A 15,239-nucleotide genomic window follows, 5' to 3' on the forward strand; every position below is an offset into this window, starting at 1 on the left:
TAATAATTAAAGGTGGGATAAACAAAACAGGAAAGAATGATGATTTAACAGCAGTTCAATTTGAATAAAAAATTCCCTTTCTATTATAAAATAATGTAGACATAAAAAATACTACACAAAAAATCAAAAATCATTGTTGGCAACATGCTCTTATAAAATTCATTTTTAAATCTTAAAAATCCAGTAAGTACTAATAAAACCAAAGACAGTTTTTCAAAAATAGCCATTGTTAAAATCAATGTTTGAAATTCCGGATTTACATATACATAAATGATAGATAATCCCATCATAAGACATAAAACACCCCAATGCTGTAGGTAAAAGCCTTTCTCAGCTTCGTAAGGAGTTTTATTCAACTTTTCAATTGAAAATTTTGGAAATAAAGTATATATAACTGGAATACAGGTTATTACACCCGTTATTAAAATAAGATATTGCATTGAAAAAAGAAAGAGATAGGATTTTTTATAACTTTGTGTTTAATTTTTTAACTATATAATATCACAAATCTAATTTTAAATTTGATGTAATAAAATATTATTAATATTATTTTTTTGTTATTAAAACATTGAAGTTGATTAATTCATACTTTAACAATTAACTGAAACCGGTCTGTTAAATTTTAAGCATACTTTTAACATAATGAAAAAAACATATATAAAAGCAACTGAGTTTGACTCCAAAATTGATAAAGGAGAGGACATATCTGATAACTTAGATATCAAAAAATATTATTTAACCTGCAAAAAGAAGAAAAAATAATCTTCTATTATTTTCTTAAATCCCCCACCATTAATTTCCTTAACTTTTCGAAAAAAAATAAATGCTTAAAAAATTAAAGCAATTAGGCCCTGGAATGATAGTGACTGCAGCTTTTATCGGACCTGGGACGGTAACTACTGCTAGTATGGCAGGTGCAGGATATGGGTACACCCTACTATGGGCTATGCTATTTTCCATTATTGCTACTATCATTTTGCAAGAAATGACTGCCCGATTAGGCACTCAGGCAAAAATGGGATTAGGTGAAGCAATTCGTAAAAAATCTATTAATAAATTTTTAAGATACTTAAGTTTCGGATTAGTTATAAGTGCAATAGTATTTGGAAATGCTGCTTATGAATCAGGAAATTTAGCAGGAGCTGTCATGGGATTTGAAGATTTCCCTGAAATATTCGGGCTTAATTTATTGCTCATCTTTATCGGTATCACAGCTTTTATCCTCCTATTTGTCGGTAAATACAAATATATAGAACGCTTTCTAGTTTTATTAGTGAGTGTGATGGGAATTGTATTCATTTTGGCTGCCATACTACTACATCCTTCAATAAGTGAAATCATAAAAGGGCTTTTCATTCCAGTTATCCCTGAAAAGGCTGGCTTAATGGTAGTAGGGTTGATTGGTACCACAGTTGTTCCTTATAATTTGTTCCTTCATGCATCCGCTAGCAAAACTAAATGGAAAGAAGGTGATTCACTGCAACTTTCAAGGCTGGATACCATTCTATCAGTAAGTTTAGGTGGATTGATCACCATGGCCATTATGACAACTGCAGCAGTTGCTTTTGAAGGAAATCCTCAAGAAATTGATGGAATTGGAGCCCTGGGAAAACAATTGCAACCTATTCTTGGTGATTGGTCAACTCATTTTATTGCATTTGGATTTTTAGCCGCTGGATTTTCTTCTAGCATTACAGCCCCATTAGCTGCAGCTTTTGCTACCTCAGAAATACTTGATTGGAAAGATGGATTAAGAAACAAAAAATTCAAAATGGTTTGGGCTTTTGTACTCCTTACAGGAATTATTACTGCTTCTTTAGACTTCCGTCCAACTGCACTCATTCTTTTTGCACAGGTAGCTAATGGACTGCTTTTACCCATCTTAGCGATCTACCTTTTATGGATTGTGAATGATAAAGCGCTCATGGGAAATCATGTGAATTCTAAACTCATTAACTTACTTGGCGTTGTAGTAATTATTGTAACTTTACTATTAGGCTTCAAAAGTATATTTACTGCTTTAGGAATTATTTAATCTAAAAGATGAGTTCAATAGATATTAATTGTGATTTAGGAGAAAGTTTTGGTCAATTTATAATGGGCAATGATGATGCGGTATTTCCCCACATCAGTTCATGCAATATCGCTTGCGGTTTTCACGGAGGTGATCCTCTTCATATTGAAAACACTATTAAAAAAGCACTTCATCACAAGGTTCAAATTGGAGCTCATCCCTCCTATCCTGACTTAGCGGGATTTGGTAGAAGGAAAATCTTACTCTCTGCCGAAGAATTAAAAGCCTCAGTTAAATATCAAATCTCAGCCTTAATGGGCATGGTAAAAGCCCTTGGAGGTGAACTAAAATACATTAAGGCACATGGCGCACTATATAACTCCATTGCACATGATGAAAAAGAAGCTAAAACATTTCTTTTTGCAGTTAAAGAAATCAATCCTGATTTAGCTATTTTAGGTTTATCTGCCAGTCCATTTGAAGGAATTGCTCAAAGTTTGGGATTTCAATTTATTAGAGAGGGATTTTTGGACAGATGCTATCAAGATGATGGTAGTTTAATGCCAAGAAAAGAAAAGGGATCTGTATTGGAATCCGTGGAAGAGAGCTTGAATCAATTCATCTCAATAGCTCAAAAGAGAGAAGTCGAAACTGCAAGTGGGAAACGAATCCCAATGCAAGTGGATAGTTTATGTATTCACGGAGACAATCCACTAGCAGAAGATATTCTAAAAGCCATTCATCAATTAGACCAGTCCATTACTGTTAAATGCATTCAACTATGATTGATATAATACCTTATGGAAATAGCGCTTTACTAATCAATTTTGAGCAAAAAATAGATGCTAAAATTCATCATTTAGTAAAAGGATATTTCAATTCAATTAGCAATTTGGATGAAGTCACCTATCAGATACCTGCATACTGTTCCATTACAGTAATTTTCGATTCTCAAAAAACTGATTTTGAAAGTTTAAAACAAAAAATTGAGAAATTGGAAATCAATTCCAATGAAACGTATCCAGATGCAAGAACCATTGAAATTCCTGTATGCTATGAAAAAGAATATGCCCCTGATCTGGAATCGCTTTCAAAAGATATTAATTTAAACCCGCAAGATATTATTACTCAACATACCTCAGTTACTTATGATGTTTATATGATGGGTTTTCTTCCAGGCTTCCCTTATTTAGGGGAACTTCCTAAAGCTTTAGAATGCAAAAGAAAATCAACCCCTAGAAAGCAAGTTAAAGCTGGAAGTGTGGCTATAGCAGGAAATCAAACTGGCATCTATCCCACTGATGCGCCTGGCGGATGGCAACTAATCGGTCAAACCCCGCTTAAAATATTTAATGCACTAGATGAAAATGCTTTCCTTATCAAAATGGGAGATAAAGTAAAATTCAAATCAATTAGTTCCGAAACTTTTAAAACTCTACAGCAAAATGGCAAATGACTTGACATTAACCTTTCTTCAAGCTGGACTTCAAACGACTCTCCAAGATAAAGGAAGGGCTGGTTTACAATATTTAGGAGTTCCAGTAGGTGGAGCTTTGGATATCACCTCTGCAGCAATGGCAAATCATTTGGTTGGAAACGAAAAAAATGTGCCTGTTCTCGAAATCACCATGACTGGCCCAGAGATTTTATTTGACTCAGATGCTTTAATAGCTTTGACAGGTGCACCTTTTGAGCTTTATTGTGATGATAAATTAGTTGAAAATAATACCGCTATATACCTCAAAAGTGGATCAATTTTAAAATTTGGCAAACTGAAATCAGGTTGCAGGGCTTACCTGGCAGTAGCTGGTGAATGGAATGCCAAGAAATGGAAAGATAGTGTGAGTCCGTTATTGCAAGTTCCAGAAGCCACTCCAGATAGCATCATTAAAAAGGGAACAAAATTAAAAATTAATTCTGCTTTTTTGAATAAAACTGGAAGCTGGGATAAAAATAAGCATACTCCAATTTTATCTAATAGAGTGAGGTTAAGAGTGAAGCCTGGCCCAGAATTCGACAGCATTTCAAGAATTGCAATAGCAAAATTTTTCGGACAAGGGCATGAAATTTCTAAAGATGCCAATAGGATGGGCTATCGGTTAACAACTAACTTAACAAACCCAGAGGACAGAAGCGAAATGATTTCTTCAGGAATAATCCCAGGAACTATTCAAATTACAGGAAGTGGTCAGCCTATAATTTTATTGAAAGATGCTCAAACCACAGGCGGTTATCCCAGAATTGCTAATATAATCAATGAGGATTTAGATCAATTGGCACAGTTGAAGCCTGGAGATGAGGTTTGGTTTAGTATTGCATGAGTTTAATAGTTTCAAATTTATAGGGTAGAATATATTATTTGCTTTGCTAAAGATTGTATGCTAAGATCATTTAGTTTTATACTTATAAGTAAAAAAAAGACCTATAAAAGGTCTTTTTCTTATTATTAAATCGATATAATTTTCAATATCAATACAAGTAATCTAATGCTACTTGGTCATCTGAATTGAAAGGTCTGTTACTTCCGTCAGTACAAGCTAACATCCATGAAGCAGCAGATGCAGAAGCACCTGTTGGAGTTCCAGGAATATGGTTAGCACCTACTCCACCATCACCTTCATTAGCGGTTGAACCACCACAGCTAATACTTCTGTCGAAATAATCAGTATGACGGAATCCAATACAATGTCCCATTTCATGAGCAATGATAGTAGCTATTCCATCAACACTTAATCCGTAAGAAGATTCAAGAATACCACTCATTTTGATTTCTCCAAAAGGATCACATGAAGAAGTAGGGAAACCTGCTGAACCAAGTACACCTCTTCTTTCATCACCCTTTTTCAATCTAGTCATTACAATATCTGCTTGACTTTGATTGAAAACTCTTTGAAAAGATATAGTTAAGTTTTGAGCATTATAACGAGTAATAGCTTCCTCCATTCCATCTATCATAGCTGGACTGTATCCATTTCTACCGCCTTCTTCAGCATACATATTAATTACTCGAGGACCACAAACAAGATTGTCAGTACTGTACTGTTCTGAATCTGGTAAGTAACTTGGTTTCTCCATTTGAGCAATTGATTCATCCGTAAGGTAAATATCACCTTCAACTAAATAACCTTCCTCAAATTTCATTGGGACTTGGTCATAAATATTGAATCCCAAATCTTTTAATTTCTCCAATACAATTGGATCTACAGACAAATTATCTGCTGTAAGATTTTCATCTTCTTGACATGAAGTGAAAATAATAGCGCATGCAAATAGCGCTGATGCAATAACTTTTGACTTTGTTAACATAATTATTGGTTTAGATTAAAACTTTGGTAATTATATTGAATTAATCATTAAATACCAATAATATTTTTCATATTATGCTATACATAAAATATAATATTGTATCAGTCCAATGTTTCATTAGAAAATTAAAACTATGAAAAGTTCTATGATTATGTATATTATTAAATATGATATTAATTTTATTAATCCTTAATTATATGTAAGAACTCTGATTATTAGAGTGAAAAATTAGGCACAAAAAAACCGCTTTAATTTAATAAAGCGGTTTATAATTAAAATTTTAAATTTTATCAAGCACCAGTATCAGCTGGAGCAATTCTAGTCGATATTTTTTCATATTTAGCTTTTAATTCAGGATCAACTGAAAGAGTTTGTTTGATTGTCTTATAATTTTGAACCCCTACCATACTTTTAGCTAAAAGATTCAACGCTTCTTTGATAGCGTCAATTTTTTCTTCTTTCTCTTTGATTATTAAGCCCATAAACTGAACTTCAAAGTCATTAGCTCCTAATTCTTTTAATTTTGCTTCATCATCACCAGCACTTTCCAATTCACTATATCTTTTGGTGTCAAAACCTTCTTGCTTCTCAATGATTTTTTGGATAGCAGGACTTATTTCCGCCTTCATCTGCTCAATTACTTGCATCATTAATGCAAAATTATACAAATCTTTGTCTGTAATCTCTGAATCTTGCGCCATTACAGCAGTGGAATTTAAAAATACTATTGCTGCCAATGCCAACATTCCTTGTCTCACTATTCTTTTCATAATTGTTCTAATATTTGATTTTTTGAATTGATTACATTTTTTAAAAACCCGAATTAAAGCTTTTTGTTGTCATAAGGCAAATTTTTTCTTTATTTTATGATAAATAAATTAAGAAAAATGAGAAAAGTAGTCTATTATTTAAGCACTTGCGATACTTGTAAAAAAATTATGGCTCAATTGAATCTTGAAGATTTTGATAAAATTGACATTAAAAACAATCCATTAACTGAGCCTCAGCTACTTGAGTTATATGTAATAACAGAATCCTATGAGGATTTATTCAATAAAAGAGCAATTAAATTTCGTCAACAAGGGTTTAATAAAAAAGAACTAACTGAAAACGATTATAAAAAATTATTACTTGATGAATATACCTTTTTGAAAAGACCTGTTTTTTTAATTAACGGTGACTTATATGTAGGAAATGCCAAAAAGATTATTGAGCAATTGAAAGAACGGATTGGAAAATAGTATTTTCAATCTTTTATATACTTTTTAACTATATTTTTATCTTCCCAAAGGATTTCTTCATCCATATTTTTCAATTGGGTGATTAAAGTATAATCTATATAATTATCACTTTCTGTTATAAATTCTTCTGCCGTAATTTTTCCGGTTAAAAAGAATTCAGCTTTCTTTTCTGAACTATCTTCTATTAATTCAAATGATGCATCTGTTTTTGTGTATTGAGTAAAATAATGATTTAACTTATCACCACCATCTTTAAAATTGCTGTCAAATTCTAAAATTTTTATCCTAGGTTTTAAATTATTTTGGGATTGGTAATCCTTTAACCAAGCAGAGGAAACCAAATTATTAAATAGCTCACTTGTGGCTATTTCAGCATCTGTATTATTCCATCTACCGCTTAAGTCAATATCTTGTTGGGTATCAGTCTTTAATACTTTTTGCGTACTACATGAAATCATTAAAATGCTAATCAGAAGTAGAATGAAATTTTTCATTTATTTTAAAATTTAACGATTCCTTTTAGGTTCAAAAATCTTGCCGATAAAGAATTAGGTACCGCAAATGTTTTGCCACTTACATCTTCAATCCATGAATAGGAAATGGTATTACTCACCCCTAAAACATTTAAAACATCTAAACCTATCCAAAATGATTCAATATACTTAAGATTTTGAATTTTTTCACCCATAAACTGCTTGGAAAATCCTACATCCATTCTTTTATACCACTCTCCTATGAAAATACTACGGCCTTCTAAACTATTAGGAGGTCCGGTAGGTAGTCCAGAACCAATTTGTAATTTTAAATTTACTTTCAAGGTGGGATCATTTATGAAATTATCTTGAAAAAAAATCGCTGCAGTCACTCTTTGATCAGTTGGCCTTCTAATATATCCTCTATTATCTTCTTCTACATTCTCTCTTGTAGAAAGCAAGCCTAGGCTAAACCAAGATTCCATATCAGGTATAAACTCACCGCTAAAACGAAAGTCAGCACCATAAGCATATCCTTCTGCAGTAAGTTCAGGTCGGTACCGTAACCTGATATTATCTACATCAAAAGGAATAATATCATAAAGATATTTGTAATAAAGAGAAGAATTTAGTTGAAAAGGTCTGTTCCATAATTCTATATTTTTGGTATAATTTCCTACAAAATGTAATGCAGATTGAGCTCGTACATCAGGTGTAATATTGCCAAAAAAGTCTCTCAGTTCTCTGTAAAAAGGATATTGTCTATAAAGTCCAGTTGAAAAATTGAATTGTCCGCTTTTATCAGAATGTAAAATAACTTGATACTGAACTCGAGGACTTAACAACCATTCATCTGTATTGGAACCATAATTTAATCTAATACCAGAATTTAAAGAATGCCGATTATTGATTTGCCATTCATGCTGCACATAAACATTTGCAAATGTCGCTTGTAAATTATTTTCCTGCTTAATTACTCGATTAACTTGTGCGAAATCAGCGGAATCTTTGAATTCATATTCATCTAGATAATCATTTACATACTGTTTCTTATACTCTACACCAAAAGCCAATAGATGGTCTTTTTGTATTTGCCAATCATTTCGAATAATGGCTTGAGCAACCTGTGCATATAAGAAATTGCGCGCATAATTATAATTAGCTCCAATACCTCTAAGACTAATGCATTCATCAAAAGAATCAGAAGAAAGATCTCTATCCACTTCACACAACCTATAGAAACCCTCAGTATTAATGTATTCAAATTCGGAAGTAGAAAATGCAGATAAAATCACTGAAGTTCGGAAATTATCATTAAACAAATGACGCAATCTAGCCCCGCCTTGAAAACTTCTGTAACTTAAAGATTCTGCTCCTTCATATGACACAAATAGTCTTAATTTCTCCTGAAAAGGACCAAAATCAGTTTCTCTTGAAGCCGGCTCTAATCGATAATCATTTTGAGCAAATACCCCCAATAAATCTAAAGTAGTTTTATCAGAAAATCTGTAATTGTAGAAAGCTTGAAAATCGAGAAACCTTGGTAAGTAATTCCCTGAAGTTTCGAAAGTATTAAAGAGATATTTTGCGTTTTTATATCTTAACCCAAGTAATAAATTATCCTTTTTATTAAATTGGGTAGACAAATAGCCAGAAGCTCCTAAAAGGCCAAGATTAATATTCCCTTCTGTTTCCTCCGTTTTTTTATAGTCAATGAGAAGATTACTGGATAATTTATCTCCATATTTTGCTTCCCATCCTCCTGCTGAGAACTCTATATTACCCACCAAATCGGGATTAATAAAACTCAAGCCTTCTTGTTGACCTGCTCTTACTAGAAATGGTCTGTAAATTTCCATTCCATTTACATAAACCAAATTCTCATCAAAATTCCCACCTCTCACCGCATAGGAACTACTCAATTCATTATTGGAAACTACACCGGGTAGCGTAGTCAGTAATTGATTAAATTCATTGAAAGGAGTTGCAGTTTCATTTACAGAAAGAGGTTCTATTTTTTGTAAGCCATTTTTGGGTAAATTATTATTCTGACCGCTAACATCCACTTGTTGAAGAAGTAAGTTATCAACTTGCATTTGGATCATTGCAGAGTCATTAACTTGAACACTTATGACTTGATTAATAAAACTGACATGGGAAATTCTAATGGTATATTCCGATTGTTTCGGAACTTGAAAATCAAAAAAACCCAAACTATCTGTTTGGGCATTGATCTCTGTATCAATCAATTGAATACCTACAGAAGCTATCCCTTCATTATTTCTAGCATCTACTATTTTTCCCTTCAAACTTTGAGTTTGTCCTAAAGTACTAAAAGGGATAAGAAATATTAAAAATAAAATGAGAACTGGACGCATGTACTGCTGGCTATTTATCAAATAGAAACGTCTTTAAGTTCCTGAATAGTATGAATTGGGTTCTCTGATTTGAAAACAAAGTTTCCAGCTACCAAAACATCTGCTCCTGCTTTCAATAATTTAGGGGCATTATCAATATTTACACCACCATCTATTTCAATTAAAGTTGAAGCATTTTGGTCTGCTATTAATTCTTTTAGTTGTCGAACTTTAGTATATGTTTGTTCAATAAATTTCTGACCTCCAAATCCTGGATTTACAGACATCATACAAACTAAATCAGTATCCTGAATCACATTTTCTAGCAATGATACATTCGTATGCGGGTTGATAGCAACTCCGGCTCTCAAGCCTAAATCTCTAATGGCTTGCAAAGTTCTATGCAAATGAGGACTAGCTTCATAGTGAACAGAAATAGTAGCTGCACCTGCATCATGAAATGCCTGAATATAATTTTCAGGTTTTTCAATCATCAAATGCACATCCAATGGCTTTTTGGCATGTTTATAAATTGCTTCACAAACGGGCAATCCAAATGAAATATTAGGAACGAAAACGCCATCCATGATGTCTACATGGATATAATCTGCTTGGCTTTCATTCAACATTTCCACATCTCTTTGCAAATTAGCAAAGTCTGCGGCTAAAACGGAAGGGGCTATTAAATGACTCATTCGGCAAAGATATAAAATTTGATTTTACCCACCACTTAAGCGGTTAAAAAAGCAGCACCAAAAACTCCGGCACTATCTCCTAGCTTTGGTTTTACAATTGGTGTTTTCATATCAGGATTGAACGTAAATTGCTTGACTGACTCAACACCTTCATCATATAGATGTGGAATATTTCCAACACCACCGCCTATAATTATCACATCAGGGTCAATTACGTTTACAATTACGGATAAGCCTTTACCAAAAAAGTGAATTAATCGATCATAGGTTTTTTGAGCAAATTCATCATCGCTTTTATCAGCTATAATGTTTTTAAGTTTTTTATCCTTTCCAGAAATTCTTTTATAATAGCGTTCTAAAGATTTTCCAGCTAGAATCGTTTCTACACAACCGTATTTTCCGCAATAGCAGTCCCCCCCATCCTCATCCAGAAAAATATGGCCCCACTCCCCTGCTATTCCGTGTTTACCATTCCAAACTTTTCCATTAATGACTAATCCACCACCAACACCTGAGCCCATAATAACTCCAAATACCACTTCCGATTTAGGAAATTGATCTTTTACAATTCCCATTTGTGTTTCAGCAACAGCAAAACAATTCGCATCATTTGCCATAAAAACAGGAATATTTAAAAGTTTTTCCAGATCTTGACGAAGAGGTTTGTGGTTAAGACTAGTGGAATTACTATTCTTTAGCAATCCACTTTCTGGGTCAGTGGAACCAGGAGTTCCTATCCCGATTGATTTTGGCTGAAAACCTATTTCTTCAGCCATTTGGCTTACCAATAATTTAATTCGCTGAGTTATATGCTCATATCCTTGATCAGCCTCAGTGTCAATTCTTTTTCTTAATAAAACCTCAGGCTTTTCTTTTGATTTTAAGATTACGCCTTCAATTTTGGTACCGCCTAAATCAATACCCCATAATGCTTTTTGATCTGCCATTTTTAATAGATTTTTTAAGGAAAACTAACAGGTATTGGTTTGCCTGCTATTTTACTTGATATTATCTTTAATGGTCCACAAGGAAAGAGCTTATAAAATTCCTTAACGTCCACAACTCCAAATTTACCTACTTTAAGAATTGTAAAAAGGTTTGTGAAATGCTGCTCCTTTAAAATATGCTCTTTTCTTCATTAAAACTCTTAAAATTAATGGGTTTTGCCTAATTATAAGTATGAAACTGGAGCTTTCTTAATTAAAATTTATGAGCCGATGGTCATTTGGTTTAAAAAAAGCCTATTGTCATAAAATATTGATCCGTTCGATTTACAGAAATGTTGCTAACTATAGATGTTTGTAAAGTAATGATTACTGTCCGGCTATTGTAATGTATAATGAGCATACTACCATCTTGGTCGGTCTTAATCAATATACTATTGGTCTTTGCGTGTAGTCGAATCAAACCACCAACCTTAGTGCAAGTCTAAGATTTCAGGCTACTTAAAAACTCCAAGGTATTACTTCCTTTTCCATCTATTGGAAGGTGCACGATGAATTTTGTAAATCCTCTTTTTTCATTAATAACTTTTATATCTCCATTCAAAAGTTCCGTTGACATTTGAACTATATATAAACCTAAACCATTCCCTTGCGAATATTGATTTCCCACATAAAACATGTCAAATATTTTATCCTTTATAGTATCCTCAATACCGATCCCATTATCTGAAACTGTAATTTCCAAATTTTCCTCATATTTTCTAATATTAAACTCAACTTCGCCATCATTTTCGTTATTTATCCAGCAGAAAAAGAACGCATTTTCCAATAGGTGGTACAAAATCACCTCTACCAATTTCGGAATACTAAGTACAACAGTTTCAAGCTCAATATTTACCTTAAAGTTGATAGCACGTTCTTTTATGGTGTTATCGAATGAGGCAATTACATTCTCACTCAAGGATGTAATATCAACTTCCTCAAAATCAGCTGGCTGATGGATTAAACTAACAATGCTTAATTTTTTAAGCAACTTATCCATCTTGGTAGTGGTCTTTATCAAAAGCCCGTTCAACTCACTATTTTTGGTTTCCCGGGTCATTAGGTCACTTAATCCGGCAATGGAACATAGTGGGGATCGCAAATCATGTGAAGCTCTGTATAAAACAGTATCCAATTCCTTGAAGGTTTTATGTAGTAAAAAGGTTCGTTCCATAACGATATTTTCCAAATTTTCATTGGTGAGTTTGACGAGCCTATGAGCTTCAATAAGGGATTCCTTTTGCTTTTTTAGTCTGGATCTAAAATAGAAAAGGAGAACAATCAAAAATGCAAATATTAATGCTACTCCTAAGATCAATAACAACCTTTGTTGGTAGATTCTTTTTTCCTTAAGTCTCTCTTTTTCACTTTCTGACAATCGATTTTCTAGTTCCTGTATATCGAAAAATCGCCTTTTCAATTCATTAATTAAGGCCAAATAGGCTTTCGAATTTTCATTGAATTGGGTTTTAGTATTTTGTAAGATATTTTCTAATTCTTCTATTTCATTTAATAAATTAGATTTAGAGTCTTCTGACAAATTTTCAAAGCCTACATTGAGTTTATCACGCACAAGCTGTATTTTTTCCTCTACTGCAAATCTGTTTTGAGACATATTTTTATTCTCTTTTCTAGCTTGTTGCAAAAGGTTGTCAAAATCCTCTTCCACCACAGTCGTATCGGAAATTTTATTAAGAACATTATTGGATTCTGATAATTCATCTTTGCTAATTTGACTTAGTAACTCATCAAGTTTTTGATCCAATATTTTTTGAGTGTTTTCGTCAATCTTATCCCGTGGTACTTTGTTAGTTAATTCATAAAATATTTTAATTGAGGTGATTGTGTCTAATTGTGAAAGTAATAATCTGACCTGATCATTTTGCTCCTTTTGACTGGTTTGTTCATCAATAGGTAGTGGTTCAGGTTCTTCTACTTTCATCTCCATCTTCTCAACAGTAATAACCACAGTATCCTCATTTCTAAAATCTCGAATAATACAATCCGATATTTTAAATTGATCAACACCTTTAATTTCTTCACTCAAGGCCAAGGGAATCGTTAACATACCTCTATGATCAGTATTTTTTATTACTAACTTGTTGCCCCGGAATTGAACTTGAACACCCGCAATACCTACCCCAGTTTTATCTACAACCCTAATTTCCTTATCAATATAATTCTTTTTTCGGATTATAACTTCCAAAACACCCTTACTTAAATTCCAGGAAGCTACTTCCAATTTTTCATCTTTAAGTTTTATTGATTGTATGGGAATGTCAGAAGCTTTAAGGTTTACAAAAACTATTCCTTTTCCATTTAGCCCAACGAACTCTCCTTGATTGATAGATATGCTCTGGTTAGGGAAAGGGTTAAAATCCTCTGAAAAGGCTTTAACTTGTACGACTTGACTGTCTTGAGCTTTAGACTCAAGAGAAAAGACACAGCTCATGATTACAATTAATGTCTGTAAGATTAAATTGTTGGGGATTTTTTTAAAGCCGCCAATATAAAAATCAATCGTTTTCCTCACTCAAGCTGTTTTTAAAATCATCATTCACTACTACTAATTCGTAACTTACATCCTGTTTTGCAAACTTTGGAACCTCAAAAATTACAAATCCATCTAAACCTTCTCCTCTAATTCGGATTTTATATTCACTGTAATATGGAACTTTCAAATTAAATTTTCCATTTGCATCTGTTTTAGTTTCAGCCACTACACTGTTTACTGTCCTATCAATTAATTCCATCTCCACATAAGAGAGCACTTGTAACTCCGTTGAATCCATCCAGTTATGTTCTATAAATTTAACAACTCCCTCAACCTGAAGTGGATATACTTGCAAGTCTAATGCGAATTCGTAAATATCAAAATCAAAGCCTCTATTTACTCTATTAGAACTCAAAAAACCTTGTTGACCTAAACTGTCAATGGTAAATGATAACTCATCATAAGTAGAATTTACTGGATAACCTAAATTCTCCACTTCTTGATAAACACCATTAATCAGTTTTGCTTTGTATAAATCAAAACCGCCTAAGCCAGGATGCCCATTGGTGGAAAAATACAAATTTGATTTATAAATAAATGGAAATCGCTCATCTCGTTCAGTATTAATGCTATTACCAAGGTTTTCGGGTGGACTCCAACCCTCTTCCGTTTTTATAGATCTATACAAGTCCTTTCCACCAAAACCATTCGCAAAATTCGCACTGAATATTAGTATTTTGCCATCATTACTGATGGCAGGCTCGGAGATATTAAAATTAGGCTGATTATGCTCATAATCACTATTTTTGACCCACTTCCCTTTTCTCTTTTTGGCAAAATATAGCTGCAAAGGATAATTATCTTTATCATTCTTTCGCTTTGCAGACGAAGCATAAACCATCTGATTCCCATCATCAAAAATACTGATAGCTGGTAAATGAAATTGAACTTTTAATTTTTGTCCTGCAGGTTCTGAGTTTTCATAGTTTAAAGCTACAATAGAAAATGGATCTTCATAAGTTTTGATTTTCCTCAGATTGTAAAATGATGAATTTTCCTTGGAGTCAATTTTTTTAATCATTTCAACCTGAGGCATATTAGAAATTAAATACACCTCCTTATCAGATGCTTGAACCATTTGCAGTTCACTATGACTACTATTCAAACTGGCATAATGAGCCATATTTTTAATGGAATCCTCGTACAAATAGGACAGATTACTTAAGCGCCAGATCCTGCCAGCGTATAATTCATTATTTGGCTTTTTCTCCATACATATTTTAAAATAATGAAGAGCCAGTTCTGTACTGTCACTAGAAGTCAATGCTTCCGCAAAATAGAAATAATCCTCCATTGGGAATTCCAACTTAGTTTTTTCGTACTTCTTATAATGTTTAATCGCCTTTTCATACCTATATGTAAAGTAATAACTTCTCGCCAATCTCAAATCAATATTATTTGGAGCCTCATCTGTTTGGGCAATATCTTCATAAATCAACAAAGCTTTTTGGTAGTTTTTGGCTATAAATGCTTTATCAGCATCGACTAATGTTTGAGTTAAGACTGAAATCAAAGATTCTTGAGCCTTTATATTTGCTAAAGGGAAAAGTAAAAATAATAGCAAATAAAATAGTAGTTTTTTTATGTATAGTATTTTTTGATGGTTCATAATC

General features: G+C 32.9%; 13 protein-coding genes. 5 read left to right on the forward strand and 8 right to left on the reverse strand.

All coding sequences use genetic code 11. From position 1 onward, the window contains the following. Positions 1–823 precede the first annotated feature (823 nt). The 4 genes from QYS49_RS13075 to QYS49_RS13090 are packed head-to-tail and all read left to right on the forward strand — an operon-like array spanning position 824 to position 4,335. Entirely contained in the window at positions 824–2,035 is a 1,212-nt protein-coding gene (locus QYS49_RS13075) for an Nramp family divalent metal transporter (RefSeq protein WP_308347853.1), read from the forward strand. Between the two features lie 8 nt (positions 2,036–2,043). Then, positions 2,044–2,799, forward strand: coding sequence for a 5-oxoprolinase subunit PxpA (locus QYS49_RS13080; protein ID WP_308347855.1), 756 nt, complete (start codon positions 2,044–2,046; stop codon positions 2,797–2,799). Further along, positions 2,796–3,470, forward strand: coding sequence for a 5-oxoprolinase subunit PxpB (gene pxpB / locus QYS49_RS13085; RefSeq protein WP_308347856.1), 675 nt, complete (start codon positions 2,796–2,798; stop codon positions 3,468–3,470). The genes QYS49_RS13080 and pxpB overlap by 4 nt, the downstream gene beginning before the upstream one ends. Continuing rightward, entirely contained in the window at positions 3,460–4,335 is an 876-nt protein-coding gene (locus QYS49_RS13090) for a 5-oxoprolinase subunit C family protein (protein WP_308347857.1), read from the forward strand. The genes pxpB and QYS49_RS13090 overlap by 11 nt, the downstream gene beginning before the upstream one ends. A 148-nt stretch (positions 4,336–4,483) precedes the next feature. On the opposite strand, the gene QYS49_RS13095 is transcribed toward QYS49_RS13090, so the two are convergent. Together QYS49_RS13095 and QYS49_RS13100 are read right to left on the reverse strand one after the other, a co-directional pair. Beyond that, on the reverse strand, positions 4,484–5,320 hold the full coding sequence (locus tag QYS49_RS13095; protein ID WP_308347858.1) for a M57 family metalloprotease: 837 nt from the start codon (positions 5,318–5,320) through the stop codon (positions 4,484–4,486). Positions 5,321–5,610: 290 nt separating this feature from the next. Then, positions 5,611–6,090 carry a hypothetical protein gene (locus QYS49_RS13100; RefSeq protein ID WP_308347859.1) on the reverse strand — a complete coding sequence of 160 codons (480 nt, stop codon included), beginning with the start codon at positions 6,088–6,090 and terminating at the stop codon, positions 5,611–5,613. Positions 6,091–6,207: 117 nt separating this feature from the next. Between QYS49_RS13100 and QYS49_RS13105 the strand changes: the two genes are divergently transcribed. Continuing rightward, positions 6,208–6,561, forward strand: coding sequence for an arsenate reductase family protein (locus tag QYS49_RS13105; RefSeq protein WP_308347860.1), 354 nt, complete (start codon positions 6,208–6,210; stop codon positions 6,559–6,561). A 5-nt stretch (positions 6,562–6,566) separates the two neighbouring features. Here the strand turns inward: QYS49_RS13105 and QYS49_RS13110 are convergent, their stop codons facing one another. From QYS49_RS13110 to QYS49_RS13135, 6 genes are all read right to left on the reverse strand, one after another. Continuing rightward, a complete protein-coding gene (locus QYS49_RS13110) occupies positions 6,567–7,055 on the reverse strand; it encodes a hypothetical protein (RefSeq protein WP_308347861.1) in 489 nt (162 codons plus the stop codon). Positions 7,056–7,060: 5 nt separating this feature from the next. After that, entirely contained in the window at positions 7,061–9,412 is a 2,352-nt protein-coding gene (locus QYS49_RS13115; RefSeq protein ID WP_308347863.1) for a TonB-dependent receptor, read from the reverse strand. Positions 9,413–9,429: 17 nt separating this feature from the next. Then, positions 9,430–10,086 (reverse strand): ribulose-phosphate 3-epimerase, encoded by a 657-nt coding sequence (rpe, locus tag QYS49_RS13120; protein WP_308347864.1) that lies wholly within the window; start codon positions 10,084–10,086, stop codon positions 9,430–9,432. A gap of 35 nt (positions 10,087–10,121) precedes the next feature. Beyond that, on the reverse strand, positions 10,122–11,033 hold the full coding sequence (locus QYS49_RS13125; protein ID WP_308347866.1) for an ROK family protein: 912 nt from the start codon (positions 11,031–11,033) through the stop codon (positions 10,122–10,124). Between the two features lie 481 nt (positions 11,034–11,514). Further along, positions 11,515–13,605, reverse strand: a complete 2,091-nt coding sequence (locus QYS49_RS13130; protein ID WP_308347868.1) for a sensor histidine kinase — start codon at positions 13,603–13,605, stop codon at positions 11,515–11,517. Further along, the gene (locus tag QYS49_RS13135) at positions 13,589–15,190 is read right to left on the reverse strand and encodes a tetratricopeptide repeat protein (protein ID WP_308347870.1); all 1,602 of its coding nucleotides are present in this window, start codon (positions 15,188–15,190) and stop codon (positions 13,589–13,591) included. The genes QYS49_RS13130 and QYS49_RS13135 overlap by 17 nt, the downstream gene beginning before the upstream one ends. Positions 15,191–15,239 lie beyond the last annotated feature (49 nt).

Origin of the sequence: Marivirga salinae (assembly GCF_030503855.1) — a bacterium.
Taxonomy (GTDB): Bacteria; Bacteroidota; Bacteroidia; order Cytophagales; family Cyclobacteriaceae; genus Marivirga; species Marivirga salinarum.